This window comes from Caulobacter sp. GW821-FHT10C03, from assembly GCF_059415485.1.
Genome location: NZ_JBWKNI010000026.1, coordinates 47,531 through 61,467, shown reverse-complemented (window position 1 = coordinate 61,467; position 13,937 = coordinate 47,531). Strand labels below are relative to the sequence as shown.

At 68.9% G+C, this 13,937-nt stretch carries 12 protein-coding genes; 9 read left to right on the top strand and 3 right to left on the bottom strand.

The genetic code is table 11. From position 1 onward, the window contains the following. Window positions 1–401: 401 nt before the first annotated feature. From AC07NG_RS23315 to AC07NG_RS23300, 4 genes are all read left to right on the top strand, one after another. Entirely contained in the window at window positions 402–2,900 is a 2,499-nt protein-coding gene (locus AC07NG_RS23315) for a TonB-dependent receptor plug domain-containing protein (RefSeq protein WP_494596662.1), read from the top strand. 276 nt (window positions 2,901–3,176) lie between these two features. Beyond that, window positions 3,177–4,757, top strand: coding sequence for a flavin monoamine oxidase family protein (locus tag AC07NG_RS23310; protein ID WP_494596660.1), 1,581 nt, complete (start codon window positions 3,177–3,179; stop codon window positions 4,755–4,757). 31 nt (window positions 4,758–4,788) lie between these two features. Further along, on the top strand, window positions 4,789–5,190 hold the full coding sequence (locus AC07NG_RS23305; protein ID WP_494596659.1) for a c-type cytochrome: 402 nt from the start codon (window positions 4,789–4,791) through the stop codon (window positions 5,188–5,190). A gap of 26 nt (window positions 5,191–5,216) precedes the next feature. Next, window positions 5,217–5,711 (top strand): RidA family protein, encoded by a 495-nt coding sequence (locus tag AC07NG_RS23300; RefSeq protein ID WP_494596658.1) that lies wholly within the window; start codon window positions 5,217–5,219, stop codon window positions 5,709–5,711. Between the two features lie 925 nt (window positions 5,712–6,636). Here the strand turns inward: AC07NG_RS23300 and AC07NG_RS23295 are convergent. From AC07NG_RS23295 to AC07NG_RS23285, 3 genes are all read right to left on the bottom strand, one after another. Then, a complete protein-coding gene (locus tag AC07NG_RS23295; RefSeq protein WP_494596656.1) occupies window positions 6,637–8,088 on the bottom strand; it encodes a serine hydrolase domain-containing protein in 1,452 nt (483 codons plus the stop codon). Between the two features lie 161 nt (window positions 8,089–8,249). After that, on the bottom strand, window positions 8,250–8,795 hold the full coding sequence (locus AC07NG_RS23290) for a DUF1697 domain-containing protein (RefSeq protein WP_494596655.1): 546 nt from the start codon (window positions 8,793–8,795) through the stop codon (window positions 8,250–8,252). A gap of 174 nt (window positions 8,796–8,969) precedes the next feature. Then, complete coding sequence (locus tag AC07NG_RS23285) at window positions 8,970–9,437, bottom strand: MarR family winged helix-turn-helix transcriptional regulator (protein ID WP_494596653.1); 468 nt, start codon at window positions 9,435–9,437, stop codon at window positions 8,970–8,972. A 142-nt stretch (window positions 9,438–9,579) separates the two neighbouring features. Between AC07NG_RS23285 and AC07NG_RS23280 the strand changes: the two genes are divergently transcribed. The 5 genes from AC07NG_RS23280 to AC07NG_RS23260 all read left to right on the top strand — a co-directional run bounded on the left by AC07NG_RS23280 (window position 9,580) and on the right by AC07NG_RS23260 (window position 13,936). Next, entirely contained in the window at window positions 9,580–9,999 is a 420-nt protein-coding gene (locus tag AC07NG_RS23280; protein WP_494596652.1) for an organic hydroperoxide resistance protein, read from the top strand. Between the two features lie 140 nt (window positions 10,000–10,139). Further along, entirely contained in the window at window positions 10,140–11,171 is a 1,032-nt protein-coding gene (locus AC07NG_RS23275) for an alpha/beta fold hydrolase (RefSeq protein WP_494596650.1), read from the top strand. A gap of 26 nt (window positions 11,172–11,197) precedes the next feature. Continuing rightward, window positions 11,198–12,274: a hypothetical protein gene (locus AC07NG_RS23270; protein WP_494596648.1), complete on the top strand. Its 1,077-nt coding sequence runs from the start codon at window positions 11,198–11,200 to the stop codon at window positions 12,272–12,274. A gap of 32 nt (window positions 12,275–12,306) precedes the next feature. Next, window positions 12,307–13,083 (top strand): alpha/beta fold hydrolase, encoded by a 777-nt coding sequence (locus AC07NG_RS23265; protein ID WP_494596647.1) that lies wholly within the window; start codon window positions 12,307–12,309, stop codon window positions 13,081–13,083. A 28-nt stretch (window positions 13,084–13,111) separates the two neighbouring features. Further along, entirely contained in the window at window positions 13,112–13,936 is an 825-nt protein-coding gene (locus AC07NG_RS23260; protein WP_494596645.1) for an oxidoreductase, read from the top strand. The last annotated feature ends 1 nt before the right edge of the window (window position 13,937 follow it).

Sequence of the window (13,937 nt, the reverse complement as noted above, 5' to 3'; positions counted from 1 at the left end):
GAGCTTCTCGAAAAGGCGAATTGAAAACTTCCGCTCCACCCCAGCGAGATTCCGCAGATCGGATAGGCGCTGGCGACATGACCCCGTTCGTGCGCGCAAGATCAAACATCGTTATCCGAGGCGCCAGTCGGATGATCAGGCCAATTGGTAAACCGCCGTTCGGCGCCGCGAAATGAAGCGGCGCGCCGCTTAGCGGCCATGTAACAGCCTCGCAACGCCCCCTGCCCATTGCCGAACCCAGTGGCCTGCCCGACGCTCACCCTTGGCATAGCCACTGTGCAGTCTTGTATTCGCGTTCAACAATAAGAATACATCTAGGGCGGAACCCCACGGAGGAGTCATCAATCATGCGTTGATTTTGCGAAGAGGGGGCTACAATGAATAATAATCTAAAGAATAATTTGATCGCGGGGATTTCGACCCTGTCGATTGCTCTCTGCACCACCACCGTGGCGCTGGCCGCGGAACCAGCCCCGGCGCCGGATTCCGTCGAGCTCGACACCGTCATCGTCACCGGCACGCGCCAGACCGGCCTGCGGGTCGCCGACAGCCCCGCGCCCGTGCAGGTGGTCGACACCGCCACGCTCGAGCGCACAGGCCAGGTCGACCTGCGCCTGGGCCTGGCCAATCTGGTCCCGTCCTTCAACGCCCAGGCGTTCGGCGGCGACACGGCCAACCTCACCCTTTCGGCCCGCCTGCGCGGCCTGTCGCCCAACCAGGCGCTGGTGCTGATCAACGGCAAGCGCCGCCACACCACGGCCAATTTCGCGGTGCTGTCGGGCCCCTACCAGGGCGCCGCCTCCGCCGACCTCGGCTTCATCCCGATGTCGTCGATCGGTCGCATCGAGGTGCTGACCGACGGCGCCGCCGCCCAGTACGGCACCGACGCCATCGCCGGCGTCGTCAACATCATCCTCAAGAAGGCCAATTCCGGCGGCGTGGTCTCGGCCACGGGCGGCGAGTATTTCGACGGCGGCGGCAAGACCGCCTCGTTCTCGGCCAACATCGGCACGACGCCGACCGAGAACAGCTATCTGAACCTGACCGTCGAGAGCAAATACCACGGCTTCTCCAACCGCGGCCTGCCCGACCAGCGCGTCTACAACACCGCCAGCCCCAGCTATTCGGCCACCAACAACGCCGTCGAAAGCCAGATCTCGGGCTATCCGAACCTGAACCTGATCTCGGGCGACGCCGAGTACCGGATGCACGTCCTGGCCTTCAACGCCGGGGTCGAGCTGCCCGAGGACTTCGAGGTCTATTCGTTTGGCACCTACGGCCACAAGGACGCCTCGGCCTACGAGAACTACCGCCGCTACAACCGCGTGCAGGGCAAGATGGGCGCGGCCGACCGGCCGTTCCCCAACGGCTTCAGCCCGCGCGAACGGATCATCGAGGACGACTACGCCATGACGCTGGGCCTCAGCGGCAAGGTGCTGGGCTGGGATCTCGACGTGTCGTCCACCTACGGCCTCGACGACATCGAGGTGCGGGTCGAGGACTCGGCCAACGCCAGCCTCTATGCCGACACCTCGACGACCACGACCAAGGGCTTCACCCCCACCTCGTTCCACGCCGGCAGCTGGCGCACCACCCAGTGGACCAACAACATCGACCTGCGCCACGACTTCGAGGTCGGCCTGGCCACGCCGCTGAACGTCGCCCTGGGCGTCGAGCAGCGCCGCGACACCTACGCCATCGGGGCCGGCGACGCCGCCTCGACCTACAAGGAAGGCTCGCAGTCCTACCCCGGCTTCTCCAAGACCGACGCCGGCGGCCACAGCCGCACCAGCTGGGCGCTCTACACCGACCTGGCCGTCTCGCCGATCGAGCCCTGGAAGATCGACGCGGCCCTGCGCTACGAAGACTTCAGCGACTTCGGCGACACCACGGTCGGCAAGCTGACCAGCCGCTATGACTTCAACCCGATGATCGCCGTTCGCGGCACGGTCAGCACCGGCTTCCGCGCCCCGACCCTGGCGGAGTCCTACTACTCGGCCACCAACGTCTCGCCGACCAGCGCCTTCGTGCAGCTGGCGCCGAACTCGGCGGCGGCGGCCCTGCTGGGCATCTCCAAGCTGAAGCCCGAGAAGTCGACCAACTACAGCCTCGGCGTGGTGGCCCACCCGCTGCCCAAGCTGACGGCGACGATCGACTTCTACCGCATCAAGCTCGAAGACCGGATCTTCGGCTCCAGCTCGATCTACGGCATCCGCAACGGCGTGGTGGTCAACGCCAACGTCAACGCCGCGATCGCCGCCAACGGCAACGTGCTGGACAGCACCGTCACCAGCACCGGCATCAACATCTTCTCCAACGGTCTGGACACCCGCACCCAGGGCGTCGACGTGGTGCTGTCCTACCCGACCAGCCTGGGCGACTACGGCCGCATCGACTGGACGCTGAGCGGCAACTTCAACGAGACCAAGATCACCAAGGTCAAGGCCGCCCCGTCCGCCCTGGCCACCACCAGCACGGCCTTCCCGAGCGGCCAGGTGCTGTTCGCCGGCAACGCCGCCTCGCTGCTCGAGACCGCCTCGCCCAAGTACAAGATCGGGCTGAACGGCCTCTACAGCTTCGGCCCGCTCACGGTCAGCCTGACCGAGACCTTCTACGGCAAGGCCTCGGCCCTGGCCGATCCCGGCACCGGCCCGCTGCTGATGACCGTGGTCAGCGCCACGGCGATCACCGACCTGGAGGTCTCCTACAAGTTCCCGGTCGGGGTCACCGCGGCGATCGGCGCCAACAACCTGTTCAACGAGTATCCCGACAAGTACTCGGCCGCCTTCCAGACGGCCTGCGTCGCCTCCGGCGGCGGCTGCGTCACCCAGTATCCGTCCTACTCGCCCTTCGGCATCAACGGCGGCTACTACTACGGACGCCTGACCTACACGTTCTAGGCGCTGGCTAAGCACTGGAAAATCCAGCGTTATGGGGGAGCCGGGCCCAGTGTCCGGCTCCCTTCTTTCGGGGCCTCCGATTCCCGCGTCATGCGCCCCGCGCCCAGACTTCGCTCATGCCGAAGCGCGGGCGCCCAAGGGCTCGGCACAACGGCGTTCAGCGACCCCATGAATGGTCTCCAGGCGGCAAATGGATTGCCCCGGCGAGACGGTGATTTCGAGATGGACCTCGCCGCCGGAGCATCGGTCGGCGGAACAAGACAACAGGGCGGGCATATGGACGGAGTTCTGACGCGTCGTCGGTTTTTCGAGGGCCTGGCGGCCTATGGCGGGGTGTCGCTGGCCATGGCCGGCATGGACGCCCTGGGCTACGGCTTCGCCTCGGCCCAGGCGGCTCCGCCTCCGCTGGAAGGCGGCGGCAAGGGGATCAAGGTGGTGGTGCTGGGCGCGGGCCTGGCCGGCCTGACCTCCGCCTACGAACTGACCAAGCACGGCTACGAGGTGCAGGTGCTGGAGGCCCGGGGCTTCGCCGGCGGCCGCTGCCAGACCGCCCGCAACGGCTTCCGCCACGTCGACCTCAACGGCAACGACCAGACCTGCCAGTTCGACGAGGGGCTCTACATCAACCACGGCCCGTGGCGGATCCCGTACCACCACCGCTCGACCCTGCACTACACCAAGCTGTTCGGCGTGCCGCTGGAGAGCTTCGTCAACGACAACGACGCCGCCTACGTCTATTTCGAAAAGGGCGAGGGCCCGCTGAAGGGCAAGCCGGTCCGCAAGGGCGAGATCGCCGCCGACGCCCGCGGCCACGCCGCCGAACTGATCGCCAAGGTCGCCGCCAAGGGCGGGCTCGACAGCGCGATGACGGCCGAAGACCGCGACCTCTTCGTCGCCTACATGGTCAACGAGGGCCGCCTGTCGCCCACCGACTTCGCCTATACCGGTACCGACGGCCGCGGCTTCGACGTCCATCCCGGCGCCGGCGTCTCGCCGGGTCCGGGCAAGCCCTCCACCCCGCGCAGCATGGCCGACGTCCTGCATTCGGGCGCCTGGCGCACCCTGACCTCGGTCGCCGGCTACGAGCAGCAGCGCACCATGCTCCAGCCGATCGGCGGCATGGACCAGGTCGCCAAGGCCTTCGAGCGCAAGGTCGGGGGCCTGATCCGCTATTCCAGCGTCGTCGAGACCATCCGCCAGGACGCCAAGGGCGTGAAGATCGGCTACCGCGACGCCTTCGGCGAGAAGGCCGAGATCAGCGCCGACTACTGCATCTGCACCATCCCGCTCAGCGTGCTGCGCGGCGTCGACCTGCAGGCCTCCAAGCCGTTCAAGGCGGCGATGGAGGGCGTGGCCTACGCCCCGGTCAACAAGATCGGCCTGCAGATGAAGCGCCGCTTCTGGGAAGAGGACCACTTCATCTACGGCGGCCACATCTACAACGACATGCCCGGCATCGGCACGATCAGCCTGCCCTCGACCGGCTGGCAGTCGCAGAAGGGCGTGCTGCTGGGCTACTACGCGTTCGGCGGCGAGGCGGCCAAGATCAGCGCCAAGAGCCCCGCCGACCGCGCCGCCTTCGCCGTGGCCGCCGGCCAGAAGGTGTTCCCCGAATACGCCGACAGTTACGAGAACGCCTTCTCGTTCTGCTGGCACCTGGCCGAGTTCAATCTCGGCGGCTGGGCCGAGTGGAGCGACGAGGGCCGCAAGAGCGCCTATCCGGTGCTGTGCGAACCCGACGGCCGCCTCTACCTGGCCGGCGAACACCTCAGCTATCTTGGCGGCTGGCAGGCCGGGGCCATCGAGTCGGCCTGGCAGCAGATCGGCAAGCTGCACGCCCGCGTCCGCGCCGCCTGACCACCGCTTTTCTGATCCTCGGGGAGACTTGATGCTTCGCAACGCCATCATCGCCGCCCTGGCCGCCGCTCCGCTGGCCCTGGGCGCGTCCGCCGCCCTCGCCGCGCCGCCGACCGGCCAGACCCTCTACGCCGACAACTGCTCGGCCTGCCACCAGGTCACCGGCAAGGGGGTCAAGGGCGCCTTCCCGGCCCTGGCCGGCGCGCCGATCGTCCAGGGCGACGGCAAGCTCATGGCCGCCGTCGTCATCAACGGCCGGGCCGGCATGCCCTCGTTCAAGGACGACCTGTCCGACGCCGAGCTGACCGGCATCCTCAACTACGTGCGCGGCGCCTGGGGCAACAAGGGCAAGCCCGTCAGCTTCGCCGACATCTCCAGCGTCCGCGCCCAGTCGAACGCCAAGGCCAAGGCCCGCGGCCTTCAGGCCCACTGATCCCAGAAACCGATAAGGAGACGCCCATGAAACGCCTCGCCCTCGCCCTGCTCGGCGCCGCCGCCTTCGCCGCGCCCTTGGCCGCGCAAGCCCAGGGGATCGTCCGCGGCGGCGACCCCAAGTCGGCCATCGCCAGCGTCGTCACCGTGCCGGCCGGCTATGACACCATCTATGTCAGCGGCATGACCCCGCCGGTCGTCGACGCCAACGCCACGGGCGTCGCCAAGTTCGGCGACACCAAGACCCAGACCATCGGCGTCATCAAGCGCCTGGAAGACGCGCTGAAGAGCCAGGGCGCGACCCTGTCGGACGTCGTCATGATGCGCGTCCTGCTGGTCGGCGACCCGGCCAAGGACGGCAAGATGGACTTCGCCGGCATGATGGAAGGCTACAAGACCTTCTTCGGCACCGCCGAACAGCCCAACAAGCCCTCCCGCATCACCAGCCAGGTCTCCTCGCTGGTCGCCGACGGCATGCTGGTCGAGATCGAAGTCCAGGCGGCCCGCCCGCCGAAGAAGTAAGTAAAATCCCTCTCTGAGAGAGAGAGGGAGGGGCCCGCCGCGCAGCGGTGGGAGGGTGAGAGGTTTCACCGCCAGCCGGCGAACCCCGATCCCTTCCACCGCCGGCCTCAGGTGCGCACGCCCCCGCCTCCCGTCATTCCCGCCCCTGTGGCGAGGACATCCACCCCTACCGACAACCCGCCAGGAAGCGGACGGTTCTTGTGTCGGCTGAGGGTGGAAAACAGACCTTACGACGGCTAGCGTCACCGCATGAGTGACTGGTTCAGCAAGGGTTGCGAGATTTGCCGACAAGGCATTCTCTCCGGAGATAGCTCTACTCCCGCACGGATTGGGACGAGCGTGCCCATGCACGCACATCTACGCCGATGCCAAATGTGCGGCTCATGGTGGGAAGAGAACGAGCGCGAAGCCCACGTCATTGGTGAGCGGGAGGCGCGCACGACCTTTCAAGAGCTGTTCTAACCGGCCGCAATGGGTGGTGAGCAGAAGCTGACTCTGCGAGATTGCCGAAATGAGCATTCTTAGGACGAAGCTGTTTGAGGTTCCCCGCCCGACGCTGTTGCTACAGCTCGCTCGTGGCATCACCGAGCTGACAATCCGGAGCCGTTACTACTATGACCAGCCAGACGGGAAATCGCGGCTTGTCGAAGGCAATGAGGCAATCCACAGGCTCAACGGCCACCTTCGTGACTTGCTCGATCCAAATGAAGAGCTAACCGAAAGTCGGAAGGATGGGATCGTAGAGCAACTGTGCGTCCTGTCGCCCCCAGCCTTGGATCGCATTTTCAGCCAACAAACTTGAGAAAATTCACTTCGACTCCGCTTCGCAGCTAAGCGCGCTTAATGGCTGCTAAGGGTCGAAAGAGGGCATTGGACTTGCTCGCGGTCTGCTGCGTGCAAGGGCCGCAGGTACCGGGTCGCAACGCTACCGCCGAACGTAGGTCTGGCCGTCGTAGACCAGCTTACCGGGCGCCTCGAAGCGCACGATCTGGCCGGTGAGCGGGATCAGCTCGACCCGGACGCTTTCCGGATCGGCGGCCGCCTCGGCCGGCGAGGCCATCGCGCCGGCCTTCACAACCATGCGGCCGTCTTGCTCGACGACGTCGATGCGCCCCATGGCCGGGTTCTCATAGGCGCCGACATAGGTCGGGGTCGGCGCTCGCAGCGGCCACGGCCGCGCGGCGCGCTCGGCCCGGCTGGCCGCCAGACCCTTCAACCGCTTGTCGCGGCGTGCGACCAGCGCCGCCAGTTCGGCCTCGTAGTGGGCCTCAAGGTCCGGGCGGAGCGCGAAGCGGTCATAGACGTAGTCGGCCACGAGATCGACCAGTTCGCCGGCCACGGCGTCCTCGTTGGCAATCACCGCCACGCCCAGCCCGCGCGCGGGCATGAACGAGACGTGGGCTCGCGATCCGGCGAAATTGCCGAAGTGATGGATCAGCGCCGCATCGCCATAGCGGCCGATCTGCCAGCCCAAGCCGTAGCCGTCGCGGACATAAGGGCCGAACGTGGTCTGCTGGGTGACCAGCGACTGGTGGGTGGCGGCGACGAGGCCGGCTGGGAACACCCGGCGCCCGTCCACGACGCCGTCGTTCAACTGGATTTCCAACCAGCGCGCCATGTCGTGGGCCGTCGAGACCAGGCCGCCGGCCGACTGCATGGTGGCGTTGCTTTTCTGCAGCGGGCTTGGGGCCATGCGCCCATCGGGCCCTGGCGTGTGGCCGACCGCGACCCGCATCTTGCGCCGCGCCTCGTCGATCCGGGCCGTGGTGTGGGTCATCCCGGCCGGGGCCAGGACCTCCTCGTCCACCATCGCGCGCCAGTCCCGGCCGAAGCGGTCCTCGATCAGCGTGGTGGCCAAGTTGTAGCCGGTGTTGGTGTAGCGGAACGTTCCGTATGGCTGGCTCCGGCGCGTGTCCGCCAGCAGAGCGCTCATAAGCCTGGTCGTGTGCACACCTGAATAGGCTGCCCGGAAAGCGATCGGCTCGTTCTCCAGGCCCGAGCGATGGCTCAGCAAATCGTTGAGGCTGGTCGAGGATGCGATGTCGGCCGGTAGCGAGCTCCTTCCGATCCAGGTTTTGAGCGGCGCGTCGAGAGCGAGCTCCCTGCGCTCGGCCATGGCGGCGATCGACAGCGCGGTGAAGGCCTTGGTCGCCGAGGCGATGTAGAAGCCCGTGTCGGCGTCGACGGCCTTGCCCGTGCTTAGGTCCGCCACGCCGTAGCCCGCCGTCATGACAACGTCGGGTCCCTTGACCACCGTTACGGAGAGGCCGGGCACTACCTCGACCCGATCCATCGCCTTGCGAACGAAGGCGTCGATATCCTTGGCCTCCGGACTCGTGGCCAGCAGGGCGATGGTGAAGAGCGCGACGATGGACATGATGGAAGCCTCCCGCAGGTTAGAGGCTTCGGCAGCGGTGTTTGGAGGCGCGCACGTACGAAAATTTACGATGCGGTTTCCCAAACGACCAGAGATAGCCCCGCCGAAGCCGGCGCGGTTGAAGAGGGGCGGGGCGATGGCGACAGGAAAGGCAGTGAGAACTAGATCGGCTCGAGCATGTCGGCGAGCGCCAGCACCGCCGTCCACGTCCGCCCCGTGATCCGCGTGCCGAGGGTCTTCTCGACCAGGCTGGTGGTTAGTTTCGAGCCGCCGACGCCGTCGGGATAGATCGCATAGATCTGGCGGCTTTCGGCCCGCGCCTGCTCGGTCCCGCGGATCGCCGCGCGCAGGGCGCCCATGGCCTTCTTGTCGGGGGTGTCCTTGCAGAACAGAGTCATCAGCCAGCCCGGATCGGCCGCCGCGAAGTCCGGGAACGGGTTGGCCGCGACCAGGGCCCGCCAGGCCTCGGCGGTGCGGACATAGACATCGGTGCGCAGGCCCAGGCGCGCCATCAGCTCGGTTTCGATCTGGGTCTGAAGTTCCGCGCCGGTGCGCTCGCCGCTCTCGAACACCAGGTCGCCGACCTTGGGGCCCATGCGGACTTCGGTGTGGCCGAGATCGGTCAGCAGGCCGGTCAGCTCTTCGGCGGTGATCAGACGACCACCGGCGGCGTTGACGCCGCGCAGCAGGGCGATGTGGAGGGACATGGTCGGGCCTTTCGAACGAGGCGGCTGTTTAAGCCCTGGGCGGGCCGCCGTCGCGGGGGATTTGAGGCCGGCGCTTCGCGCGCCGGGTCCGGCGGACCTTTCGCCATGAAATGACGGATGCAACGCAAGGTCCGTCGCCCTTGGCGAAGACCTTGGCTGTGGATGGGCGCCCCCTCACCCGTCGTTGGCGTGCTTGATCAGGTTGTCGCGCACCCGCGTCACCGTCTTCTGCACCTGCGCGAACTCCTCCGGCGCCAGGCCCGTGGCCTTGACCAGGGTCTTCTGGCCGCCCTTCTCGCGCAAAGCCCGCCCCGCCTCCGTCAGGCTGACGATCACCTGGCGCTCGTCGGCGGGATCGCGGCGGCGGGTCAGATAGCCCAGGCTCTCCAGCTTCTTGAGGATCGGGGTCAGGGTGTTGGACTCCAGGAACAGCTTGTCGCCCAGGCTCTTGACGCTCTGACCGTCCTCCTCCCACAGCGCCACGATGATGATCCACTGGGTGTAGGTCACGCCCAGTTCGTCGAGGATCGGCTTGTAGGCCCGGCCATAGGCCAGATTGGCCGAATAGACCGCGAAGCACAGGAAATCGGCGAGGCGCGGGGTCTTCTTCTCGGCGGCGGGAGGCGTATCGGGCGTCGTCATGGCGGCCTTTGCGAAGCGGGATCGGATCGGACGCCGCGAATATAAATCGGATCCGATTAAATCGGAAGGTTGACACGTGCTCGAACTCCGATTTATGAGATCGGTACCGATTACATCGGATCCGATTGAAAAGGAAAACGCCATGACCACCCCGATCGACGCCGTCCTCTACACCGGCGCCACCCACGTCACCGGCGGCCGCGACGGCGCGGCCCGCAGCACCGACGGCAAGCTCGACGTGCGCCTGTCGCGCCCCGGCGGCGCCGGCCCCGGCACCAATCCCGAGCAGCTGTTCGCCGCCGGCTGGTCGGCCTGCTTCATCGGCGCGCTGGGCCTGGCCGCCCACGCCCAGGGCGTCGCCCTGCCGGCCGACGTGGCGATCGACGCCGAGGTCGACCTGGCCAAGGCCGGCGAGGGCTTCGTGCTGCGCGCCCGCCTCAATGTCAGCCTACCGGGCCTGGCGCCCGAGACGGCCCGCGCCCTGGTCGAGGCCGCTCACCAGACCTGCCCCTACTCCAAGGCCGTGCGCGGCAACATCGACGTCGAGCTGAACCTGATCTGATCCGGCCGGCGGGCCGATCCCCCTCCCCCCGCCCTGTCGGCCCGCCTCGCCGCTTCCAGCCGGTCCAAATCACGATCGCCGCCGCCAATCCCCGTCCGCCCGTCCGCGCCACTCTCGCCGCCCAACCGGAGAGCCAACCCATGACCGCGTCGTCCGCCTCGCCCGCCATCGATCTTCGCCGTCGTCGCCTGTTCCAGGCCGCCGCCGCCCTGGGCGGGGCCGCCGCCCTCACCGCCCTGGCCGCCTCGTCGGCCCGCGCCGCGCCCGCCCAGCCGGGCTGGACCCTGCGCCAGGTCGAGGCCGGCGACCTCGTGGTCGGCTACGCCGAGCAGGGCCCCGCCGACGGCGCCCCGGTGATCCTGCTGCACGGCTGGCCCTACGACATCCACGCCTTCGCCGAAGTGGCCCCGATCCTGGCGGCGGCCGGCAAGCGGGTGATCGTCCCGCATCTGCGCGGCTACGGAACCACCCGCTTCCTCTCGGAGGCGACGCCCCGCAACGGCCAGCAGGCCGCCCTGGCGGCCGACGTCATCGCCCTGATGGACGCGCTGAACATCCCCAAGGCCGTGATCGCCGGCTTCGACTGGGGCGCGCGCACCGCCGACATCGTCGCGGCCCTGTGGCCCGAGCGCTGCCAGGCCCTGGTCAGCGTCAGCGGCTACCTGATCGGCAGCCAGCAGGCCAACGCTGCTCCGCTGCCGCCGCAGGCCGAACTGTCCTGGTGGTACCAGTTCTATTTCGCCACCGAGCGCGGCGCGAAGGGCTACGCCCAGAACACCGACGCCTTCGCCAAGCTGATCTGGAAGACCGCCTCGCCGAAGTGGGCCTTCGACGACACGACCTTCGCCCGCTCGGCCGCCTCGCTGGCCAATCCCGACCACGTGGCCATCACGATCCACAACTACCGCTGGCGGTTGGGCCTGGCCCAGGGCGAGGCGCGCTTCGACGCGATGGAGGCCAAGCTGGCCCAAGCCCCCGTCATCACCGTCCCGACCATCACGATGGAGGGCGACGCCAACGCCGCGCCCCACCCCGCCCCCGCCGCCTACGCCGGCAAGTTCAAGGGCCGCTACGAGCACCGCCTGGTCGGCGGCGGCGTCGGCCACAACCTGCCGCAGGAAGCGCCCCAGGCCTTCGCCAAGGCCGTCCTCGACGTCGCCCGCTGGGCCTGACGCTTACCGGAGAAGGAGCCATCGCCATGGCCGATCCGAACCCGCTGTCGCGCCGCGCCTGGCTGAAGGCCGCGGGCCTTAGCGCCCTGTCGCTGGGCGGCGTGCTGGCCCTGCCGCCGGCCCGCCAGGCCCTGGCCCGGGCGCTGGAGCCCTCGCCGGCGCTGAACGCCCTGCGCCTGTCGGGACCCTGGCTCAACAGCCCGCCGCTCGACGCCGCCGCCCTGCGCGGCAAGGTCGTCGTGGTCTGCTTCTGGACCTATTCCTGCATCAACAGCCTGCGCGCCCTGCCTTACCTGCGCGCCTGGCGGGCGCGCTATGGCGAGCGCCTGACGATCGTCGGCGTCCACACCCCCGAGTTCGTGTTCGAGGGCGAGACCGCCAATGTGCACCAGGCCCTGACCGATCTGGGCGTCGACTTCCCGGTCGTGCTCGACAGCGAGCGGCGGATCTGGAGCGCCTTTGGCAACAACGCCTGGCCGTCGTTCCACTTCATCGGCGCCGACGGCCGCCCGCGCGGCCATGTCGACGGCGAGGGCGGCTACGACGCCTGCGACCGCCGGATCCAGGAGCTGCTGGCTCAGATCCCCGGCCCGGCCGTTCCCACCGGTCCGACATCGGCCATCGGACGCGGTCCCGAGGCGGCCGCCGACTGGAACGACCTCGGCTCGGGCGAGAGCTATGTCGGCTATGGCCAGGCGCAGGCCTGCGTCTCGCCGGGCGGCCTGCGCCCCGACCGCGGCCACCTCTACCGCGCGCCCGATCGCCTGCCGCTGAACGGCTGGGGCCTGACCGGCGAGTGGGTCGCGGGCCGCGAGTTCGCCACCTCCGCCGCGCCGAGCGCCGGCCTCGTCCACCGCTTCCACGCCCGCGACCTGCACATGGTGCTGGCCCCATCGGATCGGCCCGTGCGGTTCCGCGTCACGCTCGACGGCGCCGCGCCCGGCCAGGATCACGGCTGGGACGTCGCCGCCGACGGCTCGGGCGTGGTCGACCGCCCCCGCATGCACCAGCTGGTCCGCCAGGCCGGTCCCATCACCGACCGGACCTTCGCGATCGAGTTCCTCGACCCCGGCGCCCGCGCCTACGTCTTCACCTTCGGCTGACCGCCCTTCCCCACGCCTCCAGGAGACCTCCCATGTCCAAGACCGCCCTCGCCTTCGCCCTGGCTTTCAGCCTCACCGGCGTCGCCGGCGCCCAGGCCGCCCCGCCCGCCGCCAAGCCGACCATCGTGCTGGTGCACGGCGCCTTCGCCGACTCCAGCAGCTGGGACGGCGTCGTCGCCGACCTGACCCGCGACGGCTACCACGTGGTCGCCGCCGCCAACCCGCTGCGCGGCGCGGCCTCCGACGCCGCCGCCGTGCGCACGGTGATCAATTCCATCCCCGGTCCGGTGGTGCTGGTCGGCCATTCCTATGGCGGCACGGTGATCTCGGCGGCCGCCGACGGCGCGGCCAACGTCAAGGGCCTCGTCTATGTCGCCGCCTTCGCGCCCGAGGTCGGCGAAAGCACCTTCGACCTGGCCGGCAAGTTCCCGGGCGGCACCCTGGGCGAGGCGCTCGACAAGCCGGTCGACCTGCCCGGCGGCGCCCACGACCTCTATATCCGGCAGGACAAGTTCCCGGCTCAGTTCGCCGCCGACGTGCCCCTGGCCAAGGCCCGGCTGATGGCGATCGCCCAGCGCCCCCTGACCGACGCCGCCGGCGCCGAGAAGGCCGTGGCGACCGCCTGGAAGACCATCCCGTCCTGGTGGGTCTATGGCGAGGCCGATCGCAACATCCCGCCGGCCGCCATGGCCTGGATGGCGAAGCGCGCCCACGCCCGCCAGGTCGTCACCGTGCCCGGCGCCTCGCACGTCGTCATGATCTCGCACCCCCACGCCGTCTCGGCCCTGATTGAGACCGCGGCCCGCTGAGCCGGGCCTGAAAGGAAGGAGAACCGCCATGTCCCGCAGATGGCTGATAACCGGCGCCTCGCGCGGCCTTGGCCGGGCGCTGGCCCAGGCCGCGCTCGAGGCCGGCCAGCGCGTCGTCGCCACCGCCCGCGATCCGGCCGCCCTGGCCGATCTCGAAGAGCGTTACGGCGACGCCGTGCGCCTGGCCGCCCTCGACGTCACCGATCCCGAAGCGGCCGAGCGCGCGGTCGCCCTGGCGGCGCGCGACTTCGGCGGCCTGGACGTCGTCGTCAACAACGCCGGCTACGGCGACATCGGCTCGGTGGAGGACACGTCGCTCGACGACTTCCGCAAGCAGATCGACGCCAACCTGTTCGGCGTCATCAACGTCACCAAGGCCGCCATACCGCTGCTGCGCGAGCAGGGCTTTGGCCACTTCATCCAGCTGTCGTCAGTAGGCGGACGTCTCGGCGCGCCCGGCCGGGCGGCCTATTCGGCGGCCAAGTGGGCGGTCGAGGGCTTCTCCGAGGTGCTGGCCCAGGAGATGGCCCTGGTCGGGGTCAAGGTCACGATCGTCGAGCCGGGCGGCTTCCGCACCGACTTCGCCGGGTCCTCGACCACCCTGGCCGCCGGCCGGGCCGAATACGACGCCGTCGTCGGCGCCGCCGCGCGGATGCAGGCCCAGTACCACGGCCGTCAGCCGGGCGATCCGGCCAAGGCCGCCCAGGCCATTCTGCAGCTCGCCGCCCTCGACGAGCCGCCCCTGCGCCTGCCCCTCGGCTCCGACGCCCTAAGCGCCATCCGCGCCGCCAGCGCCCGCCGCGCGGCCGAACTGGAGCGCTGGGCGGACTTGAGCGCGTCTACGGATTTCTAGG

What these genes read in the sequence shown, in the direction of transcription:
- AC07NG_RS23310 (WP_494596660.1), top strand. Translation starts at nt 3,177, where the DNA reads ATGGACGGAGTTCTGACGCGTCGTCGGTTTTTCGAGGGCCTGGCGGCC.
- AC07NG_RS23305 (WP_494596659.1), top strand. Translation starts at nt 4,789, where the DNA reads ATGCTTCGCAACGCCATCATCGCCGCCCTGGCCGCCGCTCCGCTGGCC.
- AC07NG_RS23300 (WP_494596658.1), top strand. Translation starts at nt 5,217, where the DNA reads ATGAAACGCCTCGCCCTCGCCCTGCTCGGCGCCGCCGCCTTCGCCGCG.
- AC07NG_RS23295 (WP_494596656.1), bottom strand. Translation starts at nt 8,088, where the DNA reads ATGTCCATCGTCGCGCTCTTCACCATCGCCCTGCTGGCCACGAGTCCG.
- AC07NG_RS23290 (WP_494596655.1), bottom strand. Translation starts at nt 8,795, where the DNA reads ATGTCCCTCCACATCGCCCTGCTGCGCGGCGTCAACGCCGCCGGTGGT.
- AC07NG_RS23285 (WP_494596653.1), bottom strand. Translation starts at nt 9,437, where the DNA reads ATGACGACGCCCGATACGCCTCCCGCCGCCGAGAAGAAGACCCCGCGC.
- AC07NG_RS23280 (WP_494596652.1), top strand. Translation starts at nt 9,580, where the DNA reads ATGACCACCCCGATCGACGCCGTCCTCTACACCGGCGCCACCCACGTC.
- AC07NG_RS23275 (WP_494596650.1), top strand. Translation starts at nt 10,140, where the DNA reads ATGACCGCGTCGTCCGCCTCGCCCGCCATCGATCTTCGCCGTCGTCGC.
- AC07NG_RS23270 (WP_494596648.1), top strand. Translation starts at nt 11,198, where the DNA reads ATGGCCGATCCGAACCCGCTGTCGCGCCGCGCCTGGCTGAAGGCCGCG.
- AC07NG_RS23265 (WP_494596647.1), top strand. Translation starts at nt 12,307, where the DNA reads ATGTCCAAGACCGCCCTCGCCTTCGCCCTGGCTTTCAGCCTCACCGGC.
- AC07NG_RS23260 (WP_494596645.1), top strand. Translation starts at nt 13,112, where the DNA reads ATGTCCCGCAGATGGCTGATAACCGGCGCCTCGCGCGGCCTTGGCCGG.